This window comes from Pseudohalioglobus lutimaris (genome assembly GCF_002866825.1).
Taxonomy (GTDB): Bacteria; Pseudomonadota; Gammaproteobacteria; order Pseudomonadales; family Halieaceae; genus Halioglobus; species Halioglobus lutimaris.
In genome coordinates this window covers 33,509-53,942 of the sequence record NZ_PKUS01000008.1, presented here as the reverse complement: position 1 = coordinate 53,942, position 20,434 = coordinate 33,509, and the positions used below count along the sequence as shown (strand labels likewise).

Annotated in this window: 22 protein-coding genes; 15 read left to right on the top strand and 7 right to left on the bottom strand. The window is 58.3% G+C overall.

Features of this window, described 5'->3' with window-relative positions:
- Window positions 1-41: 41 nt before the first annotated feature.
- The 4 genes from C0039_RS08585 to C0039_RS08570 are packed head-to-tail and all read right to left on the bottom strand — an operon-like array spanning window position 42 to window position 2,826.
- Window positions 42-563 carry a pilus assembly protein PilP gene (locus tag C0039_RS08585; RefSeq protein WP_423810683.1) on the bottom strand — a complete coding sequence of 174 codons (522 nt, stop codon included), beginning with the start codon at window positions 561-563 and terminating at the stop codon, window positions 42-44.
- 11 nt (window positions 564-574) lie between these two features.
- Window positions 575-1,189: a type IV pilus inner membrane component PilO gene (locus C0039_RS08580; RefSeq protein ID WP_101517851.1), complete on the bottom strand. Its 615-nt coding sequence runs from the start codon at window positions 1,187-1,189 to the stop codon at window positions 575-577.
- A gap of 3 nt (window positions 1,190-1,192) precedes the next feature.
- A complete protein-coding gene (locus tag C0039_RS08575; protein WP_101517850.1) occupies window positions 1,193-1,762 on the bottom strand; it encodes a PilN domain-containing protein in 570 nt (189 codons plus the stop codon).
- On the bottom strand, window positions 1,762-2,826 hold the full coding sequence (locus C0039_RS08570; protein ID WP_075999891.1) for a pilus assembly protein PilM: 1,065 nt from the start codon (window positions 2,824-2,826) through the stop codon (window positions 1,762-1,764). Before C0039_RS08570 ends, C0039_RS08575 begins: the two co-directional genes overlap by 1 nt.
- A 175-nt stretch (window positions 2,827-3,001) precedes the next feature.
- Here C0039_RS08570 and C0039_RS08565 point away from each other — a divergent pair, with 175 nt between their 5' ends.
- Window positions 3,002-5,440, top strand: a complete 2,439-nt coding sequence (locus C0039_RS08565; protein WP_101517849.1) for a penicillin-binding protein 1A — start codon at window positions 3,002-3,004, stop codon at window positions 5,438-5,440.
- Window positions 5,441-5,445: 5 nt separating this feature from the next.
- Here C0039_RS08565 and C0039_RS08560 read toward each other — a convergent pair whose 3' ends face one another.
- From C0039_RS08560 to rpmE, 3 genes are all read right to left on the bottom strand, one after another.
- A complete protein-coding gene (locus C0039_RS08560) occupies window positions 5,446-6,696 on the bottom strand; it encodes a malic enzyme-like NAD(P)-binding protein (protein ID WP_101517848.1) in 1,251 nt (416 codons plus the stop codon).
- A gap of 64 nt (window positions 6,697-6,760) precedes the next feature.
- Window positions 6,761-7,600 carry a thermonuclease family protein gene (locus C0039_RS08555; protein ID WP_075999888.1) on the bottom strand — a complete coding sequence of 280 codons (840 nt, stop codon included), beginning with the start codon at window positions 7,598-7,600 and terminating at the stop codon, window positions 6,761-6,763.
- A gap of 8 nt (window positions 7,601-7,608) precedes the next feature.
- Window positions 7,609-7,824 carry a 50S ribosomal protein L31 gene (gene rpmE / locus C0039_RS08550; RefSeq protein ID WP_075999887.1) on the bottom strand — a complete coding sequence of 72 codons (216 nt, stop codon included), beginning with the start codon at window positions 7,822-7,824 and terminating at the stop codon, window positions 7,609-7,611.
- A gap of 287 nt (window positions 7,825-8,111) precedes the next feature.
- Here rpmE and C0039_RS08545 point away from each other — a divergent pair, with 287 nt between their 5' ends.
- The 14 genes from C0039_RS08545 to tatC all read left to right on the top strand — a co-directional run bounded on the left by C0039_RS08545 (window position 8,112) and on the right by tatC (window position 20,409).
- The gene (locus tag C0039_RS08545; RefSeq protein WP_101517847.1) at window positions 8,112-10,301 is read left to right on the top strand and encodes a primosomal protein N'; all 2,190 of its coding nucleotides are present in this window, start codon (window positions 8,112-8,114) and stop codon (window positions 10,299-10,301) included.
- A gap of 89 nt (window positions 10,302-10,390) precedes the next feature.
- Entirely contained in the window at window positions 10,391-12,076 is a 1,686-nt protein-coding gene (gene argS, locus C0039_RS08540) for an arginine--tRNA ligase (protein ID WP_101517846.1), read from the top strand.
- A gap of 11 nt (window positions 12,077-12,087) precedes the next feature.
- Window positions 12,088-12,669, top strand: a complete 582-nt coding sequence (locus C0039_RS08535) for an SPOR domain-containing protein (protein WP_101517845.1) — start codon at window positions 12,088-12,090, stop codon at window positions 12,667-12,669.
- Window positions 12,670-12,951: 282 nt separating this feature from the next.
- On the top strand, window positions 12,952-13,491 hold the full coding sequence (gene hslV, locus C0039_RS08530; RefSeq protein ID WP_075999885.1) for an ATP-dependent protease subunit HslV: 540 nt from the start codon (window positions 12,952-12,954) through the stop codon (window positions 13,489-13,491).
- Window positions 13,492-13,500: 9 nt separating this feature from the next.
- Complete coding sequence (gene hslU / locus C0039_RS08525; RefSeq protein WP_101517844.1) at window positions 13,501-14,823, top strand: ATP-dependent protease ATPase subunit HslU; 1,323 nt, start codon at window positions 13,501-13,503, stop codon at window positions 14,821-14,823.
- Between the two features lie 11 nt (window positions 14,824-14,834).
- On the top strand, window positions 14,835-15,224 hold the full coding sequence (locus tag C0039_RS08520; RefSeq protein WP_243391583.1) for a gamma-butyrobetaine hydroxylase family protein: 390 nt from the start codon (window positions 14,835-14,837) through the stop codon (window positions 15,222-15,224).
- Between the two features lie 67 nt (window positions 15,225-15,291).
- On the top strand, window positions 15,292-16,041 hold the full coding sequence (gene ubiE / locus C0039_RS08515) for a bifunctional demethylmenaquinone methyltransferase/2-methoxy-6-polyprenyl-1,4-benzoquinol methylase UbiE (RefSeq protein ID WP_075999882.1): 750 nt from the start codon (window positions 15,292-15,294) through the stop codon (window positions 16,039-16,041).
- 2 nt (window positions 16,042-16,043) lie between these two features.
- The gene (locus C0039_RS08510; RefSeq protein WP_101517843.1) at window positions 16,044-16,691 is read left to right on the top strand and encodes a ubiquinone biosynthesis accessory factor UbiJ; all 648 of its coding nucleotides are present in this window, start codon (window positions 16,044-16,046) and stop codon (window positions 16,689-16,691) included.
- 1 nt (window position 16,692) lies between these two features.
- Window positions 16,693-18,336: a ubiquinone biosynthesis regulatory protein kinase UbiB gene (ubiB, locus tag C0039_RS08505; RefSeq protein WP_101517842.1), complete on the top strand. Its 1,644-nt coding sequence runs from the start codon at window positions 16,693-16,695 to the stop codon at window positions 18,334-18,336.
- A gap of 36 nt (window positions 18,337-18,372) precedes the next feature.
- Window positions 18,373-18,765: a phosphoribosyl-AMP cyclohydrolase gene (gene hisI, locus C0039_RS08500; protein ID WP_101517841.1), complete on the top strand. Its 393-nt coding sequence runs from the start codon at window positions 18,373-18,375 to the stop codon at window positions 18,763-18,765.
- Window positions 18,765-19,100, top strand: a complete 336-nt coding sequence (locus C0039_RS08495) for a phosphoribosyl-ATP diphosphatase (protein ID WP_101517840.1) — start codon at window positions 18,765-18,767, stop codon at window positions 19,098-19,100. The genes hisI and C0039_RS08495 overlap by 1 nt, the downstream gene beginning before the upstream one ends.
- 28 nt (window positions 19,101-19,128) lie before the next feature.
- Window positions 19,129-19,344, top strand: a complete 216-nt coding sequence (gene tatA / locus C0039_RS08490; RefSeq protein ID WP_075999877.1) for a twin-arginine translocase TatA/TatE family subunit — start codon at window positions 19,129-19,131, stop codon at window positions 19,342-19,344.
- Window positions 19,345-19,348: 4 nt separating this feature from the next.
- Complete coding sequence (tatB, locus tag C0039_RS08485) at window positions 19,349-19,663, top strand: Sec-independent protein translocase protein TatB (RefSeq protein WP_101517839.1); 315 nt, start codon at window positions 19,349-19,351, stop codon at window positions 19,661-19,663.
- A complete protein-coding gene (gene tatC, locus C0039_RS08480; protein WP_075999875.1) occupies window positions 19,660-20,409 on the top strand; it encodes a twin-arginine translocase subunit TatC in 750 nt (249 codons plus the stop codon). The genes tatB and tatC overlap by 4 nt, the downstream gene beginning before the upstream one ends.
- Window positions 20,410-20,434: the final 25 nt, after the last annotated feature.

Genomic DNA, 20,434 nt, shown 5'->3' with positions numbered 1-20,434 from the left:
GTTGTTTTTTAAATGTCATGGCAATCACCCATGGCCTCGGCTTATATGCCGGATAATTTTATTGTGCGCGGACGTTCTACCCAGCCGTCCTCGCTGCCGTCGCTGACGATCTCCACGACCGCGACGTAAGTTTCAGCTGTCTCCACTATTTTGCCGTGAGAGCGGCCGAGATAGTTCCCTGCGGTCACCCTGTGCACGCCGCCCTGCGGGTCACGAATCAAGGTCCAGTTGGTCCCGTTACGCTCCAGGGTCCCCACCATACTCAGTGAATCAAAGGTAAACTGCTCAAGAAATTCCTTGGCGCGATTTTCGTCTGGCTTGATGGCGCTGACTGCCTGTAACTGGGCTATCTGTCGCACTTCTATCGGGCGCTCGAACGGGCTGCGCAAGGTGGTGGCGCTATAGGCAAAGGCCTCGTATGCCTTGAACGTCGGTATTGGCGGGATGATGCCGCCCGGGCGTGCCAGCTTCTCGGCCATAAACGCATCCAGGTCAGTAAAATCCTTGGCACTGCAGGCGACGATGGCCAGGGAGGCAGCCAGAAGCAATGAGATACGGGTCATACGCTTCATCCTCATAGCTCGTCATCCCGGTAGCGGTAGGTCTTCGCAGTGATGCTCATCTGCAGTTTGTTGGCGTCTCCCGCTGGCGCGGATATCTTGAAATCGTGAAGGGTCACAATACGCGGCAATGCCGCCATCCCGCTGATAAATGCACCCAGGTCGTGGTAGGACCCGGTAGCGACAATGCCGATAGGCAACTCGATATAGAACTCCTTCGCCTGCTCGGGCAGCAGGTCGATGGTGCCTATATTCAAGCCGTTGAGTAAGCCCTTGTTGGTAATATCCTCAAGCAGGCCCGGAACTTCTGTATCACTGGGTAACTGGCTGACCAGGGCACCAAAAGATTCTTCCATATCCTGCATCTGTTGCCGGTAGGCATCCAGGTTGGCCGCCTGGAAGGCTTTATCCTCAAACTCTTTCTTTAGCTTCTCTTCTTGTTTGCGTTCGCCATCCAGTGTCAGTTGCAGGTCTTCAATGTGGTAGTAATAGCCCGCCGCCAGCGCACCCACCAGGATCACCACCCAGATGAGCAACTTGATGGGAAAAGGCCACGACCCGACATTTTCAAAGTCCAGGTCGTTGACATCAAACTCTTTCAGGGAGCGAATGGTATCTTCAAAAGCCATCTTTTATTGCCCTCCCTGCTCTGCTTCCTGCTTGGGCAGCTCCAGCGCCACCGTCAGGTTGAATGTTGTTGCCTGGTCACCGTAGGTCGGCGCGGCTCTCACCTTGTCCAAATTGGGCGACGCCAGCCAGTCAGAGCCGTCCAGTCGGCGCATGAGGCTAGATACGCGGTTATTGGACTCTGCGATGCCATTGATCGAAATGCTTCCGGCTTTCGTCGAGAGCCCGGTGTAGAAAACCCCATCGGGAATGGTGCGCACAAGCTGATCCATAATGCGCACGATAACAGGGCGATTACCCTGCAGTTCCTGAATCACTCGCATACGCTCGATCAGCTGTTGACGGCGCTTTTGCAAATCACGAATCTCGGCAACTTTCTTGTCCAGCTCGCGAATATTCTGCGTCAGGTAATTATTGCGGGCGCGCTGATGGTCAATCTGGCCATTCACCACTCGATCTGCAAACAACACCAGACCCCCGCCCAGCAGGGCAACCAGCGCCAGCGTAATCAGGAACTCCTTCTTCAGCTCCTGGCGACGCTCCTCTCTCCACGGTAGTAAATTGATCTGCGCCATCAGTCGAAACTCCGTAGGGCCAGGCCACAAGCAATCATCAGGGCCGGTGCGTCACTGGAAAGTGCCACCGCATTCACCCTGGATGAAATCGACATATTGGCGAAGGGATTGGCCACGGAGGCAGGGGTGCCCAGTTTCTCCTGCACCAGCTCCGGGAGACCCTCCATGGAAGCCACCCCGCCGGCGAGAATGATGCAGTCCACGTCGTTGAATTGACTCGAGGAGAAGAAGAACTGCAGCGAGCGCGCCACCTGCTGCACAACAGCATCCTTGAACGGCTCCAGTACCTCGGGCTCGTAATCGTCGGGCAGGCCGCCCTGTTTCTTGGCGAGGCCGGCTTCCTCCAGCGGCAAACCATACCGGCGCATTATTTCATCGGTGAGTTGCTTACCGCCAAACAACTGTTCTCGGGTGTAGATGGTTTGGCCGTTATTGAGCACGCTGAGCGTGGTCATGGTGGCACCGATATCGACCACGGCAACCGTGGCATCGGCATCCAGCTCCAACTGATGATTGATCAGGGAAAAGGCGCGCTCCATCGCATAGGCTTCAACATCCATGATCTTTGCTGTCAGCTCCGCGCCCTCAATGGCTTCCACACGTGCATCGATGGTTTCCCGTCGGCACGCGGCAAGCAATACCTCAACTTGTCCGGGGGCTTCCGGGGATTCGCCCTGGACTTCAAAGTCGATCGCCACTTCTTCCAGGGGATAGGGAATGTACTGATCCGCCTCGAGGGTAAGCTGCATCTCCATATCGTCATCGCTGAGACCACTGGGCATATCGATCATCTTGGTGATAACCGACGACCCGGCCACAGCGACAGAGGCTGTTTTCAGTTTACTTCGTGATTGCGCCACTGCACTGCGAATGGCGTTGGCAACACCATCCACATCGTTGACGTTCTTCTCGATAACCGCGTCCTGCGGCAGCGAACTCACCGCGTAACTTTCAACGCGGTAGCGATCCCCAGAGTAGCTCAGCTCCAGCAACTTGACTGTAGTTGAGCTGATATCAATCCCCAGAACCGGTGTCGCCTTTCTTTTCCCTATTAGACCAAGCAACTTTTTTCCCTATCAGTATCACTAACTTAGGATATTTTTATGCACCGATACATTAATCAAAAGGTATAACACAGTCGGAAATATATCCAAACTTAAAAAAGGCATATAATTACCACTCACATGCCCGCCCCTGTTACCTACATTAATACAAGCAACTGTTTTGTAAAGATATTAAATGAGCTTTCTCTACTTTCTTATACGCACATCAATCCTTGGTCTTCTAGGCGGGGTCTGGCTGGCCGCCGGTACCTACCTGTACCTCAGTCCCAACCTGCCAGACGTGGAGACGTTGCGCGATGTCAGGCTGCAAACACCTATGCGGGTGTATACCCGCGAGGGTGATCTGATCGGGCAGTTTGGCGAACAGAAACGCAGCCCCTTGACCTACCCACAAATTCCCCAGCAGTTCGTGGAGGCCCTACTGGCCGCCGAGGACGACAGCTTTTTCGAACATCGGGGCATCGACGTGATGGGACTGGGTCGGGCGGTATCCGAGTTACTTATTACCGGGGAAAAAGGATCAGGTGGCAGCACCCTGACCATGCAGGTTGCGCGCAATTATTTTCTGTCCCTGGAAAAAACCTTCATGCGCAAGTTCAACGAGATCCTGCTGGCCATCGAGATCGAACGCGCCCTCGACAAGCAGGAAATCTTTGAACTCTACTTCAACAGGGTGTTCCTCGGGCATCGCGCTTATGGCTTCGAAGCCGCCTCCCGAGTCTACTATGGCAAGAGCATTGGCGATCTCACCCTCGCCCAGCACGCGATGCTGGCAGGAATACCCAAGGCACCCTCGCGCAATAATCCGGTGAGCGGCCCGGAGCAGGGTAGTGATCGCCGCAACTGGATTCTGGGCCGCATGCTGGAACTGGGCTATATCGCACCCTCCGAATACCAAACCGCTATCGCCGCGCCCGTGACGGCAGAACTACACGGGGCACAGATTTCTTTCTCTGCACACTACGCTGCGGAAATGGCGCGACAGGAGATGCTCGATCGTTACGGGATGTCAGCCTACAACGATGGTTATCACGTCTACACCACTATCAGCCGCCCATTGCAGCAGGTCGCAAGGGAGGCGGTGATCGAGGGGCTAGTCACTTATGACGGGCGACACGGTTACCGGGGCCCGGAACAACGCTGGCCATTGCCCGGGAATTACGCCGCGGAACCCTCTCAATACTGGCTGCAGAAGCTGATTCGAATCCCGCAGATTGCCGACCAGACGCCCGCAGTGGTAACCGAAGTCCTTGAAGACCGGGTCAGCCTGTTGTTCGCCGAGGGCAGCAGCGGTGAACTGCTCTGGGAAAACGGTATCTCGACTGCGCGAGCCTATGTCTCCGAGAACAGAACAGCCCAACCGCCGCAGGTACCCGGAGATTTATTCGATCCGGGGGATCTCGTCCGCCTGACCAGAAACGCGGAGGATAGCTGGCAACTGGCGCAGGTACCCGCTGCCCAGGCGGCCCTGGTCTCACTGCGGGCCGACGATGGAGCTATCGTCAGTATTGTAGGTGGCATGGGCTTTGAACTCAGTAAATTCAATAGAGCGACACAGGCCCAGCGGCAGCCGGGGTCCAACTTCAAGCCCTTCCTCTATGGCGCCGCGCTGGAGGCAGGCTTTACTGCCGCGTCCATCATCAACGATGCGCCCGTTGTCATGGAAGACAGCTCACTGGAAGACATATGGCGCCCGGAAAACGATGGGGGTGTTTTTCATGGCCCTACCCGGTTGCGATGGGCGCTGACCAAGTCCCGCAATCTGGTTTCTATACGACTGCTGCAGCAGTTGGGGGTGCGCAACCTGATTGCGGCAGTCGAGCGCTACGGGTTTGACACCTCAGACTTCACACCCGATCTCTCCCTGGCTCTGGGCACACATGCCATGACGCCACTGGAGGTCGCCACTGGCTATGCCATGATCGCAAATGGCGGCTACCAGGTGAAACCCTATCTGATCGACCGCGTAGAGAGCATCGGCGGGGAGGTCATTTACCAGAGCGAACCGCTGACCGTGTGCAGGGAATGCCAAAACAGCAGCACTGCCGAAGAAAGTGGCGAGATGAGCATGGAAGAGATACTGGCCGCAGATAACGACCGGGCCGACATGACCAGGGCCGCCCCAAGAGTAATGGAGGAACGCACGAACTTTATTCTTAACAGTATTCTCCAGGACGTGATTACCCGCGGTACGGGGCGTCGGGCACTGGTACTGGAACGCACTGACCTCGCGGGCAAGACCGGCACGACTAATGGCCCGATGGACGCCTGGTTCTCCGGTTACAATAGCGACCTGGTCACTACAACCTGGGTAGGCTTCGATAATTATACGCCGCTTGGGAGAAGGGAATTCGGCGGTACCGCGGCACTGCCGATCTGGATTAACTACATGCGCGAGGCGCTAAAGGACAGTCCTGATCGACAGCGCCCCATCCCTCCTGGAGTCGTCAATGTGCGCATCGACCCGGAGACCGGCGCCCTGGCCGACTCAAGCCAGAGCAACGCCATTTTTGAGTACTTTCGCACAGAGCATGTACCACCGAGGAACCCAGAAGGTCTGGCGCCGGGTAGCGCGACCCAGGGCACCGAGAACCTGGTCAGGGATATCTTCTGATTGAGCTACAGAACCGGTGCGTAATCGTCAGGAAGCGGTATCCGTGCTACCCCACTGTCCACCGCCGCCCTGGCTACCGCTGGCGCCAGCCAGCTAAGCAGGCGCCCGTCAACAGGCTTGGGGATAATATACTCTGGGCCAAACTCCAATGACTGCTCGCCACAGGCGTCCAGCACTTCCTGGGTGACCGGCTCCCTGGCCAACTCGCAAAGCGCATGAACGGCGGCCACTTTCATCTCTTCATTGATGCAGCTCGCGCGCACATCCAGCGCGCCGCGGAAGATAAAAGGAAAGCCCAGTACATTGTTGACCTGGTTGGGATAGTCGGAGCGGCCGGTCGCAATAATAAGGTCATCGCGGGTTTGCAGGGCCAATTCCGGCTTGATCTCCGGATCGGGATTGGAACAGGCGAAGACCACGGGCCGCTGCGCCATTGAGTTGAGCATTTCGGTACTGAGCAAATCAGCCCCGGAAAGCCCGATGAAGACGTCTGCACCAGCAATCGCATCAGAAAGACTGCGCTTGTCGGTGCGGTTGGCGAACTCCTGCTTGTAGGCATTCACCCCTTCTCGACCGGCGTAAATCACACCCCGGCGATCCAGCATATAGATATTTTCGCGCCTGGCACCAATACTGACCAGAAGACGCATGCAGGCGATTGCAGCGGCGCCCGCGCCCAGGCAGGTAATCACAGCATCCTCAAGCCGCTTGCCCTGAATCTCCAGTGCGTTAACGAGGCCAGCAGCAGTCACGATGGCAGTACCGTGCTGGTCGTCGTGAAACACGGGGATGGAGCAGCGCTCGATCAGTGCGGATTCAATTTCGAAACACTCAGGCGCCTTTATATCTTCCAGATTAATGCCGCCAAAAGTATCGGCAATGCGGTCAACGGTCTCGATAAACTCTTCGGCGTCCTCTGTGTCAACTTCTATATCAATAGAGTTGATGCCGGCAAAGCGCTTGAACAGCAGAGCTTTGCCCTCCATTACTGGCTTGCTTGCCAGTGACCCGAGATTGCCAAGGCCCAGCACCGCAGTGCCGTTACTGATAACCGCCACCAAATTGCCCTTACCCGTGTAGAGGTAGGCATCATCAGGATTCTCGGCGATTTTCCGACAGGGCTCGGCAACGCCGGGGCTGTAGGCCAGGGCCAGGTCCAGTTGCGTCTCTGCGGGTGTGGTCAGCTCAACGCTGATCTTTCCGGGCGTCGGTTCGGCATGGTATGCAAGTGCGGCTTGCACAAGATCCTTGTTCATGAAATCGCCCCAGCGGGAAAAAGGTTCCCGAGGATATAGAAAAGCCACTACCGGGACAAGTTGACTAATTTACTGAATCGCCCACAACATGCAACATGCTGGGGTGATCCAGGCTCATCATCCACCAATCACCCTTCATCGGGATCAGCCAGCCCCGAACTTCAACTTCACGGCCCTGCAATGAGCGAAGCTGCGCGCGTGAGAACCGGGAGCGGGCATCGCCGTCGATCTGCACCCCCACTTTGCCTCCGAGTTGCACCCACCAACCATTCTGCTTGAACGATACCCGCGTCACGCGATCGCTGACCCGGGTAAAGCCACCCTGCCCAGGCTGCAGGGCGACCACGGGTGTGGCAGCGAACGCGGATTCATTCCAGACACCACTGCGACCACTGCGGGCATGCGCTTCCTCGGCTTGCAGACAGGATGCGTAGCGGTCATTGGGGGCAATCACCACATGGAAGCCCAGGCCACGAGCGATCAACCGGCCGGAAATGCTGACTCCATCTCCATCGAAGGCATGGGCGAGACGGCGACCGTAGCGATCACTGCGCTGTTTGCCGTCTTGCAGCCACACCTCCTGCGCACTACTGAGCATCTCCGCGAGTGCTCTTTGCGCATCGCGAGCCAGGGGTTCGTCGGCACGGCCATCGCGCCCGATCTCCGGCGTGTTGACGCCAACGAGGCGCACCCGGTCACCCCCGACCAGGTGCAGGGTATCTCCATCCACCACCCGCTCAACCCGGCGCCGCTCCAGATTCCCGGTGTCAGCCAGGCACCCCGGCCCCACCTGAGGGGGTTGAGTTTGCCCATCTCGCGAGCAGGCGGTGATACCCAGGCATAAAAAAAGCGCCAGTCCGAAATGGAACTGGCGCCTTGATGAGACTGCGTCGATGCGCAGCACGATGTGTTCTAGCGCTTGCTGCCGCGATTACCGAAACGCTTGTTGAAGCGATCTACACGGCCGCCAGAATCGACAATCTTCTGCTTACCGGTGAAAAAGGGATGGCACTGAGAGCACACATCGATATGAATATCCTTACACAGGGTAGAGCGCGTCTCGATTTTGTTGCCGCAACTGCAAGTGGCGGTAACCGCTTCGTACTTGGGATGAATTTCTGTTTGCATGGTAGTGCTCCTCGTTGTCCGATGCCGCCACCCGATCCTTCGCCGGGTACCGCATCTCATTACTGGAGTCGGCCTCCCGCCGCCTTTCTACCCCCAGGGGATCCAAGCGCCGGACACGGTCCAGAGAAAAAATAGGCGCGCATCTTACCAGACACAGCGGGATTGGCAAGGGATGAAAGTCGCAGGTTTGCCTCACTGCGGCCGGATTCACGGCATTCCTCGTGGCTGCCCGGTGTCATTGGTTGCTACACTCACGTTTTTCCACGCTGCCAAGCCCAAGAGGCGCTATGCCTGTACTGAAACTGGCCATTCCCACACCCCTGCGCACTCTGTTTGATTACCTGCCTCCTTTGGACTGTGACCTGACGAAGCTGCAGCCCGGCGCTCGCTTGCGTGTCCCTTTCGGCCGGCGGGAGGTCACCGCATACCTGGTTGGGCAGAGCACAGAGAGCGACCTCGACGCATCTTCGCTGAAGGCAGCTGACGCCCTCCTGGATTCGCAATCACTGCTCTCGACCCCGCTGCTGGGCTTATGCACCTGGGCCGCGGACTACTATCAGCACCCCCCCGGCGAGGTCTATCAGGCCGCTTTCCCCAAAACATTGCGCCAGGGCCAGCCTCACCGCTACAACAGCGAACCCGGCTGGCAACTGAGCACCCGCGGCAAGGGGCTACCCGCCGGGGCACTGGCACGCTCCCCAAAGCAGGCGCTGGCACTGGGCATACTACAGGAGCAACCCCAGGTCACCCTGCGCGAACTTAAAGAGGCGGGCATCAGTCCCGCTGTGCTCAAGGCACTCGCCGACAAGGGCCTGGCGGAGCGCTGCGATGTCCGCCTCGCCACAACAGCAGCTAAAACAGGGGCAGCACTTCAGCCCAGTGCCGAGCAGGCCGAGATATTGACATCAATACGCAGTGCCGGAACGAACTTCCACTGCCACCTGATAGAAGGGGTCACCGGTAGCGGCAAAACCGAGGTCTACCTGCAGCTGATCGCTGATTGTCTCGCCGCCAACCAGCAGGCCCTGTTATTGATTCCTGAAATCGGCCTCACCCCGCAAACCCTGGCACGGTTCAGCAAGCGTTTTCAGGCAGAGATCGCGGTATTGCACTCCGGTTTGAGTGACGCGCAGCGCTACAGTGCATGGGAAGCCGCGCGTAGCGGCAGCGCCCACATTGTCATCGGCACGCGCTCCGCTGTCTTCACCCCAATGGCCAGACCCGGCCTGATTGTGGTGGACGAAGAGCATGATCAGTCCTTCAAGCAACAGGATGGCTTCCGCTACTCTGCACGGGACGTGGCGGTAAAGCGCGGTCAGCTTGAAAACTGCCCGGTGATCCTGGGATCTGCCACGCCCTCTCTGGAGAGCCTGCACAACGCCCTGCAAGGCCGATACGCTCATCATCGTATGCTGCAACGTGCCGGGCACAGCCAGCTGCCGACTATAGAAGCCATCGATGTCAGGAAGGCACCGTTGCAAGCCGGCCTCTCCCCAGCCCTGTTGCAGGCTATGGAGCGGTGCCTGCAGAGCAGCCAGCAGGTATTGTTATTTCTCAACCGGCGCGGCTACGCGCCCACTCTGCAGTGCCACGACTGTGGCTGGATTGCAGAGTGCAAGGACTGCGATGCGCGCCTCACTCTGCATCGCCGTCAGCGCCGCCTGCGGTGCCACCACTGTGGCACCGCAGGGCCACTGCTGCACAGCTGTCCACAGTGCCAGAGCAAACAGTTGGTTTCACTGGGACTGGGAACCGAACAGACTGAGGACTGGCTGCGACAACATCTGGGCCAATGGCCGCTCTACCGTGTGGACAGCGACTCCATGCAGGGCCGGGAGTCCATGCATACCCTGGTGGAACAGATCAATCGGGGCGAGCCATGTATTCTGCTGGGCACGCAGATGCTGACCAAAGGGCATCATTTTCCCGCTGTTTCGCTGGTGGGCGTAATCGATATGGATGCAATGCTGTTCAGCACCGATTTTCGCGGCGAGGAACGGGCAAGCCAGTTACTGACCCAGGTGTCGGGGCGCGCGGGACGCGCGAAACACCGGGGCCGCGTTCTATTGCAGACCCACCACCCGGATCACTCCGTTCTCCAGGCGATGCTAAGCCAGCCTTACCATCAACAGGCACTGGCCATGCTGGAAAGACGGCGCCTGGCGTCCCTGCCTCCGGCCGGTCAGTTACTGATCGCCCGCACAGACTGTGCCGACGCGGACCATGGAGAGCAGTTCCTGGTCGACTTGCGAGCCTCCGCCCAGAGTCAGCTGCCTGCGGGGATTGATATGATCGGCCCACTACCGGCCCCCATGCAGCGTCGTGCAGGACGCTTCCGCAGCCAGCTACTGGTCCACACTGCCGATCGCCGGCTGTCACGGCTGGCGGCGCGAACCCTTGTGCACCTGGCCCAGGCCCAGCCTGCCAGCCGGGGATTGAACTGGTCGCTGGACGTGGACCCCCAGGACATGTTCTGAACTGGCCAATGGCGCGTGTTCCGGCGATAATACCGCGCTTGTGACCCGGGGACGCCGGGGCCCCAACAGAGACAGGTACCCCTCCCTCAATGAAGGAACAAATCACCCTGCTGGTAGAGCAGGCGCTGGCCGCGCTGGTTGCACAGGGCCAGTTGCCCGCAGATGTAGCGCCAAAAATCCAGATCGACCGCACCCGCGACAAGAACCACGGCGACCTGGCCAGCAATGTAGCGCTGTCATTGGCCAAGGCCGCAGGCCGACCCCCGCGCGAGTTGGCAGCGCAGATTTGTGAAGCCCTGCCCGCCTCCCCAGTCGTTACGCGCACGGAAATCGCCGGCCCCGGATTTATTAACTTCTTTCTCTCCGACAGCAGCAGCCAGGCTGTCGTGCGCAGCATTCTCCAGCAGGGTGCGGGCTTCGGGCGCAGCGATGTGGGTAAAGGACAACGTGTACAGGTAGAGTTCGTGTCTGCCAATCCCACCGGCCCACTGCATGTGGGGCATGGCCGCGGGGCGGCGGTGGGCGACAGTCTCTGCCGCTTGCTCGCGGCAACAGGCTGGGACGTGGCAAGCGAGTTCTACTACAACGACGCCGGCGCGCAGATCGATAATCTGGCGCGCTCGGTACAGGCACGCTGCCAGGGCCTGACCCCGGACAGCCCGGAATGGCCTGAAGATGGCTACCGCGGCGACTATATTCACGATGTCGCCAGGGCCTACCTCGCTGGCGAAACCATCGACGCGCAGGATCGGCACGTGACTGGCGCAGGTGATGCAAACAACACCGACGCCATCCGCGACTTCGCCGTGGCCTACCTGCGTCGCGAACAGGATCTTGACCTGAAGGCGTTCGCGGTGCACTTCGACCTCTATTTCCTCGAGTCCTCGCTTTACCAGAGCGGCGCGGTAGAAGAGACCGTAGAGCAACTGATTGCCAATGGCCACACCTACGAGCAGGACGGAGCGCTATGGCTGCGCACCACGGAATTTGGCGATGACAAGGACCGGGTGATGCGCAAGTCCGAAGGCGGCTACACCTATTTCCTGCCAGACGTTGCCTACCACCTGAACAAGTGGGAACGTGGTTTCCAGCGCGTCATCAATGAACAGGGCGCTGACCACCACAGCACCGTCACCCGTGTGCGCGCTGGACTACAGGCGCTACAAAAGGGTATTCCAGAGGGCTGGCCGGACTATGTATTGCACCAGATGGTCACGGTGATGCGCGATGGTGAAGAAGTGAAAATATCCAAGCGTGCGGGCAGCTATGTCACCCTGCGCGACCTGATTGACGAGGTAGGCCGCGATGCTACCCGTTACTTCCTGGTAGCACGCGGCCCCAGTTCACAGCTAACCTTCGATATCGACCTGGCGATGTCGCAGAGCAACGACAATCCTGTCTACTACATTCAATACGCTCACGCCCGGGTGTGCTCGATACAGCGCAAACTGGCTGAACAAGGCGAAAGCTGGAACGCTGAAAGAGGTATCGAGAACCTGGAGCAGTTGCAGGAGGAGCATGAAAAGGCCCTGCTTCGACGATTGGACCGCTACCCGGAAGTAGTGGCCAGCGCCGCCGCAAACTCGGAGCCGCACCTTGTAGCCAACTACCTGAAGGACCTCGCTGCGGACTTTCACGCCTGGTATAACGCGCACAAGACTTTGGTCGATGACAAGGCCCTGCGCGATGCCCGCCTGGCGCTCTCTGAAGCGGTGCGCCAGGTCATTGCCAATGGGCTGGACCTGCTCGGCGTATCCGCCCCCGAGTCGATGTAGGCCTGCAGCCAATGAGTCGAGATTACGCCAAAGAAAGCGGTACAGGTGGCAGGAAAACACCGGCGCGCAAAAAACCGGCTGCGCGTGGCAAAAACAACACCGGCAACGGACGCAGTGTCTGGCGCTGGTACTTCGCTGGCCTGACCAGCGGGGTTTTCCTCAGCTTCCTGCTCTATCTGGGCACCCTGCCCGGTGGCGCGGTGCTCGAGCCGGGTACCGGGAACGGACAGGCTAAAGCTGAACCAGAAACACCCCCAAAGCCTCGCTTCGACTTCTACACAATGCTACCGGAACAGGAGATCGAGGTAGACGAGCCTGCAGAGCAACCCAGTCGAAACGCTGCTCCGGCTGAGCCTGAGGCCTACTACCTGCTGCAGGCAGGGTCGTTCCGCCAGCGGGAAGACGCTGACCGCCGCAGGGCGGAACTGCTGCTGCTGGGGCTGGAACCGAGCGTCGAGGAAGCGCAGGGCGAGAATGGGCGCTGGTTTCGCGTGTACCTGGGGCCGTTCGAGTCCCGTTCGAAGATGTCCAAAGCGCGCAGCCTCACCGCGGCGCAGAATATTGACACGTTACTGCTTAAGCGCAGTGGTTGACCTTAGCTTTTGGCTAATATCCACGCTGACGGGGCAAGAGTAACCCTTTTTAACCTGTTTCAGTTCTGACGAAACCGGCCGGGAGGGTTCAGGCACCGTTCCCGGGACGTCGGAGGCCATGGATGGCCGACGCCGAGCCTGACATGGACGGCACGCTACCGGTTTTCGCGAGGGATTAGACCGCCACCGGGCCGGCGGTCCACGACAGAACAACCGGGCTGGGGGACCTTGAAACAACCACATTAACCCCCATATCCAGCAAACTGCATAAGGAGACTCCGCGTGGAACAGTATAGAGGCACCACCATTCTCTCGGTCCGCCGGGGCAACAGCGTGGTTATCGGTGGCGACGGCCAGGTATCCATGGGCAATACGGTGATGAAGGGCAACGCACGCAAGGTACGCCGATTACACAAAGACAAGGTGATCGCCGGGTTTGCAGGCGGTACCGCTGACGCTTTCACCCTGTTTGAATTATTTGAAGCGCAGCTGGACAAACACCAGGGCCACCTGGTGCGTGCCGCTGTAGAACTGGCCAAGGCATGGCGCACGGAGCGCGCCCTGCGGCAGCTGGAAGCCCTGCTGGCCGTGGCGGACAAAGAAACCTCGTTAATCATCACCGGCAACGGTGACGTCATTGAACCCGAGGACAACCTCATTGCCATTGGTTCCGGCGGCCCCTTTGCCCAGTCGGCCGCACGCGCGCTGCTGGACAACACTGAGCTGGATGCCAGAACCGTTGTCGAGAAGGGGCTGTCCATCGCCGGCGACATCTGTATCTACACCAACCACAACCAAACCATCGAAGAACTCACTTTCTAGGCTGTAACCATGTCCAACATGACTCCCCGGGAAATTGTCTCGGAACTCGATCAACATATCATCGGCCAGGACGAGGCCAAGCGCGCGGTTGCCATCGCCCTGCGCAATCGCTGGCGACGCATGCAGGTAGACGAGGAGCTGCGGGCGGAAATCACTCCCAAGAATATCCTCATGATCGGGCCCACCGGCGTCGGTAAGACAGAGATCGCAAGGCGCCTCGCGAAACTGGCAAAGGCGCCTTTCGTTAAAGTCGAGGCCACCAAATTCACTGAAGTGGGCTACGTGGGACGCGACGTGGAATCCATTATTCGCGACCTGGTTGACGTATCGATCAAGATGCTGCGCGAGCAGGAAATGACCCGCGTTCGATTTCGTGCCGAGGAGGCTGCGGAAGAGCGTATTCTTGATGTCTTGTTACCGCCGGCCCGGGACGCCGACGGAACTACCGGCGAGACCACGCGTCAGCTGCTGCGCAAGAAACTGCGGGAGGGAGAACTTGACGACAAGGAAATCGAGCTGGAGATCAGTGCACCCGCCATGGGCATGGAAATCATGGCGCCTCCGGGCATGGAAGAGATGACCAACCAGTTACAAAGCATGTTTTCCAGTATGTCCCGCGGTCAGCGCAAGACGCAAAAGCTGCCCATCAAAGCCGCCTTCGTTGCGCTATGTGATGAGGAGGCCGCAAAAATGGTCAACGAGGACGAGCTCAAGCAACAAGCGGTGGAAGCGGCTGAGCAAAACGGTATTGTCTTTATCGACGAGCTGGATAAAGTTGCCAAACGCAGTGAAGGCGCGGGCGCAGATGTCTCCCGAGAGGGCGTACAACGTGACCTGCTGCCGCTGATCGAGGGGTCAACCGTAAGCACCAAACACGGCATGATCAAGACCGACCACATCCTGTTTATTGCCTCCGGCGCATTCCACCTGGCCAGGCCGTCGGACCTGATTCCCGAACTACAGGGTCGCCTGCCTATCCGCGTGGAGCTGAGCTCGTTGACGGCCGAGGACTTTGAACGCATCCTCACCGAGCCCAACGCTTCATTAACCGAGCAGTACCAGGCATTGCTGAAAACTGAGGGGTTGAGTGTGTCCTTCACTGCAGACGGTTTGCGCAGGATTGCCGAAATGGCCTGGCAGGTAAACGAGAAAACAGAGAACATTGGCGCCCGGCGCCTGCACACGGTAATGGAAAGGCTGCTGGAGGATGCGTCCTTCAGCGCCGCGGATGCAGGGGTGTCTGACAATGCCTTACAGGTGGATGCCGCCTATGTGAACAGCCAGTTGGAGGCGCTCAGCGCCGACGAAGACCTGTCTCGCTTCATACTCTGAGGATCAACCAGGTGGATCAGCAACTGCGCCCCTCCGGCATCCAGCTCCACAGCCGCTCCCGGGAGCTGGAGCTCAGCTATCCTGACGGCGCCAACTACAGGCTCAGCTGCGAATTTCTACGTGTGCACTCGCCCTCAGCGGAGGTGAAGGGTCATGGGCCCGGACAGGAGGTACTGCAGAGCGGTAAACTTGACGTGGCCATCACCGCTATTCGCCCGGTAGGAAACTATGCCCTGCAACTGGTTTTTGATGACGGCCACGATACCGGGCTTTACTCCTGGGACTATCTGCACCAGCTCTGCACCCGGCAGGCTGAGCTCTGGCAGACCTACCTTGATCGTATGCAAGCCGCCGGGGCCAGTCGCGACCCCTCTGTGCAAGTGGTAAAACTGGAGCTCTGATTAGCGTCAGGTCTACACTGACCCGAAGCGCACATCGGGGTACAATGGCCCGCTTGCAGGAGGGCTCATGAGCGAAAAAAAAACCACACACTTCGGTTACAAAGAGGTAGACAAAGACTCCAAGGCTGACATGGTCGCGGATGTCTTCCACTCCGTGGCGGCTCGCTACGACCTGATGAACGACCTGATGTCCGCGGGCATCCACCGCATATGGAAGCGATTTACCATAGAGCTATCGGGCGTTCGTAAGGGCAATTCGGTGCTGGACATCGCCGGAGGCACCGGGGACCTGGCGGCGAAGTTCTCGCGCATCGTCGGTACGGAAGGTCGCGTGGTATTGGCCGATATCAATCAGTCCATGCTGGAAGTTGGCCGCGACAAGCTGCTGGATACCGGCTACCAGGGTAATATCGAATTTGTTCAGGCAGATGCACAGTTCCTGCCGTTCCCGGACGACAGCTTTGATTGCATCACCATTGCCTTCGGCCTGCGCAACGTTACTGAGAAAGAAACGGCCCTGCGCTCCATGTTGCGGGTGCTCAAGCCAGGCGGGCGACTGCTGGTGCTGGAATTCTCGAAACCGGAGAATGAGGTACTGAGTAAAGCGTACGACGCCTACTCTTTTCGCCTGCTTCCCCTGATGGGAAAACTGGTTGCCAATGATGCGGAGAGCTACCAGTATCTCGCCGAATCGATCCGCATGCACCCCGATCAGGACACGCTGAAAGAAATGATGGAGGACGCTGGCTTCAACCGCGTCGAATACCACAACATGACCGGTGGCATCGTCGCCCTGCATCGGGGCGTAAAGGCCTGAACATGGCTGGTGATATCAATCCTACGCTGCACACGGCGGGCCTGGCCGCAGCTGAGGCGGCGATGAATCGCGCGCTGGAACTGGCGCCGGCAGGCAGGGCGGCACTGGCTGAACTGGAAGACTGTGTTTTCGCCCTGCATTGCACTGCACCGCAGCTGGATGTATTCCTGCAACCGGGTAGTGGCAGTATTCGCCTCATGGGCATCTACGATGGCCCGGTAACCACTTCGATCCGTGGCCAGGCCTCAGACTTTGCCGAACTAGCCACCGCCAATGACCCCGCGGCAGCACTGATCAATGGCAACCTGGAACTGCATGGTGACAGCGCACCACTGATCGAACTGCAACGCACCCTCGCCCACCTGGACGTGGACTGGGAGGCACCCCTGGTCGATGCGCTGGGTGACGTTGCAGGACACCAACTGGCCACGCTGCTGAAAGGTGCTTTCAGCTGGGGCCGGCAGGCCTCCGCAGGACTTGCTCGTCAGCTTGAGGAGTTTATCCATGAAGAGGCGCGGCTGACTCCCCCCAGGCTGGAACTGGAGGACTTTTACCGCGAAGTTCATGAACTGCAAATGCAGGTCGAGCGTATTGAGTTGCGCACAGCAAGACTGCGCAAGCGACTGCACGAAAAGGCAGATAAGGACTGATATGTCACGTGCACTGCGCCTGATTACAATATTCCGCACCGTCGGCCGCTACCGGCTCGACGAGCTGGTGGACACAGAAAAGCTGCCCGGAGTGGCACGCCTGGCACTTAAAGTCTCGCCCTGGCGGTTAGGCAGTGTCCCGGACATGCCCCGCGGAGCCCGCATTCGCAAGGCGCTGGAAGAGCTGGGCCCGGTATTTATCAAATTCGGACAGATGCTCTCCACGCGTCGCGACCTGATGCCAGAAGATATCGCCGATGAACTCGCCAAACTTCAGGACAACGTTCCTCCCTTTCCTGAAGAGCAATCGATAGCGATCATCGAAGAAGCCCTTGGCAAGCCGGTATCAGAGCTATACGCGATGTTTTCAACCGCCCCGATGGCTTCCGCTTCCGTCGCCCAGGTTCATGCCGCCACACTGCACAGCGGTGAGGACGTGGTAGTCAAGGTGGTGCGACCGGATATCGAACCGATTATTCGCCAGGACCTTTCCCTCATGTTTACCCTGGCAAGGCTGGTAGCGCGCTACCTGCCCGATGGCCGCCGCCTGCGCCCGGTTGAAGTGGTCAGCGACTACAAACTTATTATTCTCGATGAGCTGGACCTGGGTCGTGAAGCAGCCAACGCCTCACAGCTGCGGCGTAACTTTGAGGGCAGCAACCTCGTCTACGTCCCTCAGGTTTACTGGGATTACACGCGTCGCAACGTCTTCACCATGGAGCGTATCAACGGCATCGCGGTAACCGACATGGAGACCTTGCGGGCAAAGAACGTGGACCTCAAGGTGCTGGCTGAGCGAGGAGTGGAAATCTTCTTTACCCAGGTTCTACGTGACAGCTTTTTCCACGCCGACATGCACCCCGGTAATATCTTTATCGATGCTACTGACCCGGCAAACCCCAGCTATATCGCTGTGGATTGCGCCATCATCGGCGCACTTTCGGAATCTGATCAGTACTATCTGGCGCGCAATCTGCTGGGTATCTTTCGCCGCGACTATCACGAGGTCGCACAATTACACGTGGAATGTGGCTGGGTGCCGCCGGACACACGGGTGCAGGATTTTGAGTCTGCCCTGCGCGCGGTCTGCGAGCCGATATTTGAAAGACCGATCAGTGAGATATCCTTTGGACAGCTGCTGGTTTACCTGTTCCGCACCGCTCGCCGTTTTGATATGGAGGTGCAGCCTTCGCTGGTGCTACTGCAGAAGACTTTGCTCAACATAGAAGGCCTGGGCCGCCAGCTTTACCCTGACCTGAATCTCTGGGATACCGCGCAGCCCTTCCTCGAAGAGTGGGTGGCGGAACGCTACTCACCCCAGTCCATGCTCAAGAGACTGCAGCGCCATGCTCCCTCCTGGCTTGAACAGCTGCCGCAACTACCCGACGTGTTCATGGACAACCTGCAACAGGCCAGGGAGTTGGAGCATCGCTTCACTCTGCAACAACAGCGGGTGCAAACTCTCCAGGACCAGGTGCGCGACGACACACGCCGGCGCAGGCGACTGTTCGTGGCCGCACTGGCCTGCGGTGCTGCAGCCGTTGGAGCCTTTCCCGGCGCATGGCAACAACTGGCGCAAGCACCGCTCTCCAGCTGGTTGCTGGCTGCGCTGGGACTGGCACTGCTGTGGCCAAGGGAGTCCTGAGCTGTGCCATAATGGTCAGTCTGAACGGAATTCATCATGGAACTGAACAAAGAAATCACATGGAATGAGCAGGGGCTGGTCGCCGCCATCGCGCAGGACTGGAAGTCCGGTGAGGTACTGATGATGGCCTGGATGAATGCCGAGGCCCTGCGGCTCACCCTCCAGGAACAGCGCGCTATCTACTTCTCTCGCTCCAGGCAGTCGCTGTGGCGAAAGGGCGAGGAATCAGGCAATGTGCAACGGCTCAGGGAATTGCGGGTAGACTGCGACGGTGACACTGTGCTGCTGCAGGTAGAACAGGTTGGTGGCGTTGCCTGCCACACCGGCAGGAGAAGCTGTTTTTACAGGCTTGCAAACTCTGCAGGCGAGCTGACCGTGACCGATGAAGTACTCAAGAACCCGGATGACATGTACGGAAGCAAAGCCTGATGGACAATATATTGCGTGAACTGGAGAACACACTTAAGCAACGCAAGCAGACGGGAGACACGGGCTCCTCCTACGTTGCCAGCCTTCATCACAAGGGTCTGAATAAAATTCTAGAGAAAATTGGAGAGGAGGCCACGGAAACGATTCTGGCGGCCAAGGACCTCAACAATGGTGGCACCCGGGAAGGCCTGGTGGGCGAGGTTGCTGATCTGTGGTTTCACAGTATGGTCATGCTCTCTCACCTGGACGTGGAACTGAGCGAAGTCACAGATTGCCTGGCCAGGCGCGCGGGCACTTCCGGCCTCGATGAAAAAGCCGCCCGTGGTCAGACTTGAATTTAAATAAACGATACTGGAGAGCATCATGGGTATAGGTGGAATTAGCGTCTGGCAATTGCTTATCATCCTGGCGATTGTCGTTATGTTGTTTGGCACCAAGCGCCTGCGTAGCCTGGGATCGGATCTGGGTAGCGCAGTCAAAGGTTTCCGCAAGAGCATGTCTGATGACGGCGACAGTGGAGAGAAGCCAGCGGCGGACAACGACAACACAGAGAAGCCAGACAGCAAAGACAAGTCATAGTTGAATGTTTGATATCGGTTTTACCGAACTCGTTATTGTGGCGATAGTGGGGCTGTTGGTCATAGGGCCAGAGCGGTTACCCGGCGCCATACGAACCGGCAGTGCCTGGCTGGGGCGTATTAAACGCGGCTTCAATGACATCAAACAGGAAGTGGAGCAGGAACTGCATAACGATGCTGTCATGCAGGAACTGAAAAAGACCGGACAGCAACTGAAAGACGAATCAGCAGGAATCAGCGCCGGTATTCGCGAGGCTGTTGACGACGTAAACCCCCTGGCCGAGCCGCAGGACAAGCCCGCCGGAAAACTCCCTGAATGAGCGACGCGGAAAATACCGACCAGCCACTTCCCCTGGTGGCACACCTGACGGAGCTGCGTGATCGCCTGTTGCGCGCACTGCTGGCAGTACTGATTGTATTTATCTGTCTATTCCCTTTTGCCAACGATATTTATGCCTTCGTTTCAGAGCCCTTGCGTCAATTGTTACCTGAGGGTGCCAGCATGATTGCAACGGAAGTCGCCTCTCCTTTTCTAACACCTTTCAAGCTGACCCTGGTCGCCGCTGTTTTCATCGCCATTCCCTATATCCTTTTCCAGATCTGGAGCTTTGTCGCGCCGGGCATGTACAAACATGAAAAGCGCTTCGCGATACCACTGCTTGTCTCCAGCGTCGCCCTGTTTTATCTCGGGGCAGCCTTTGCCTACTACGCGGTGTTCCCGCTGATATTCGCGTTCTTTACCAGTGTGGGCCCTGAAGACATCACCATAATGACCGATATCAACAGCTACCTCAGCTTTGTGCTCAAGCTGTTCTTCGCCTTCGGCATCGCCTTTGAAATCCCCATCGCCGCGATACTGTTGATCTGGGCAGGTATAACCACCCCGGAAGACCTCGCGCGCAAGCGCCCCTACATTATTGTCGGCTGCTTCATATTTGGCATGCTTCTCACGCCACCCGATGTAATCTCACAGTCACTGCTGGCGATTCCCATGTGGATACTGTTTGAACTGGGTGTATTCTTCGGCCGCCTTATCCAGCCAAAAGAGGACGGTTCCGCTACCTAGGGTAGCGGCCGGCTTTGCGCTAACA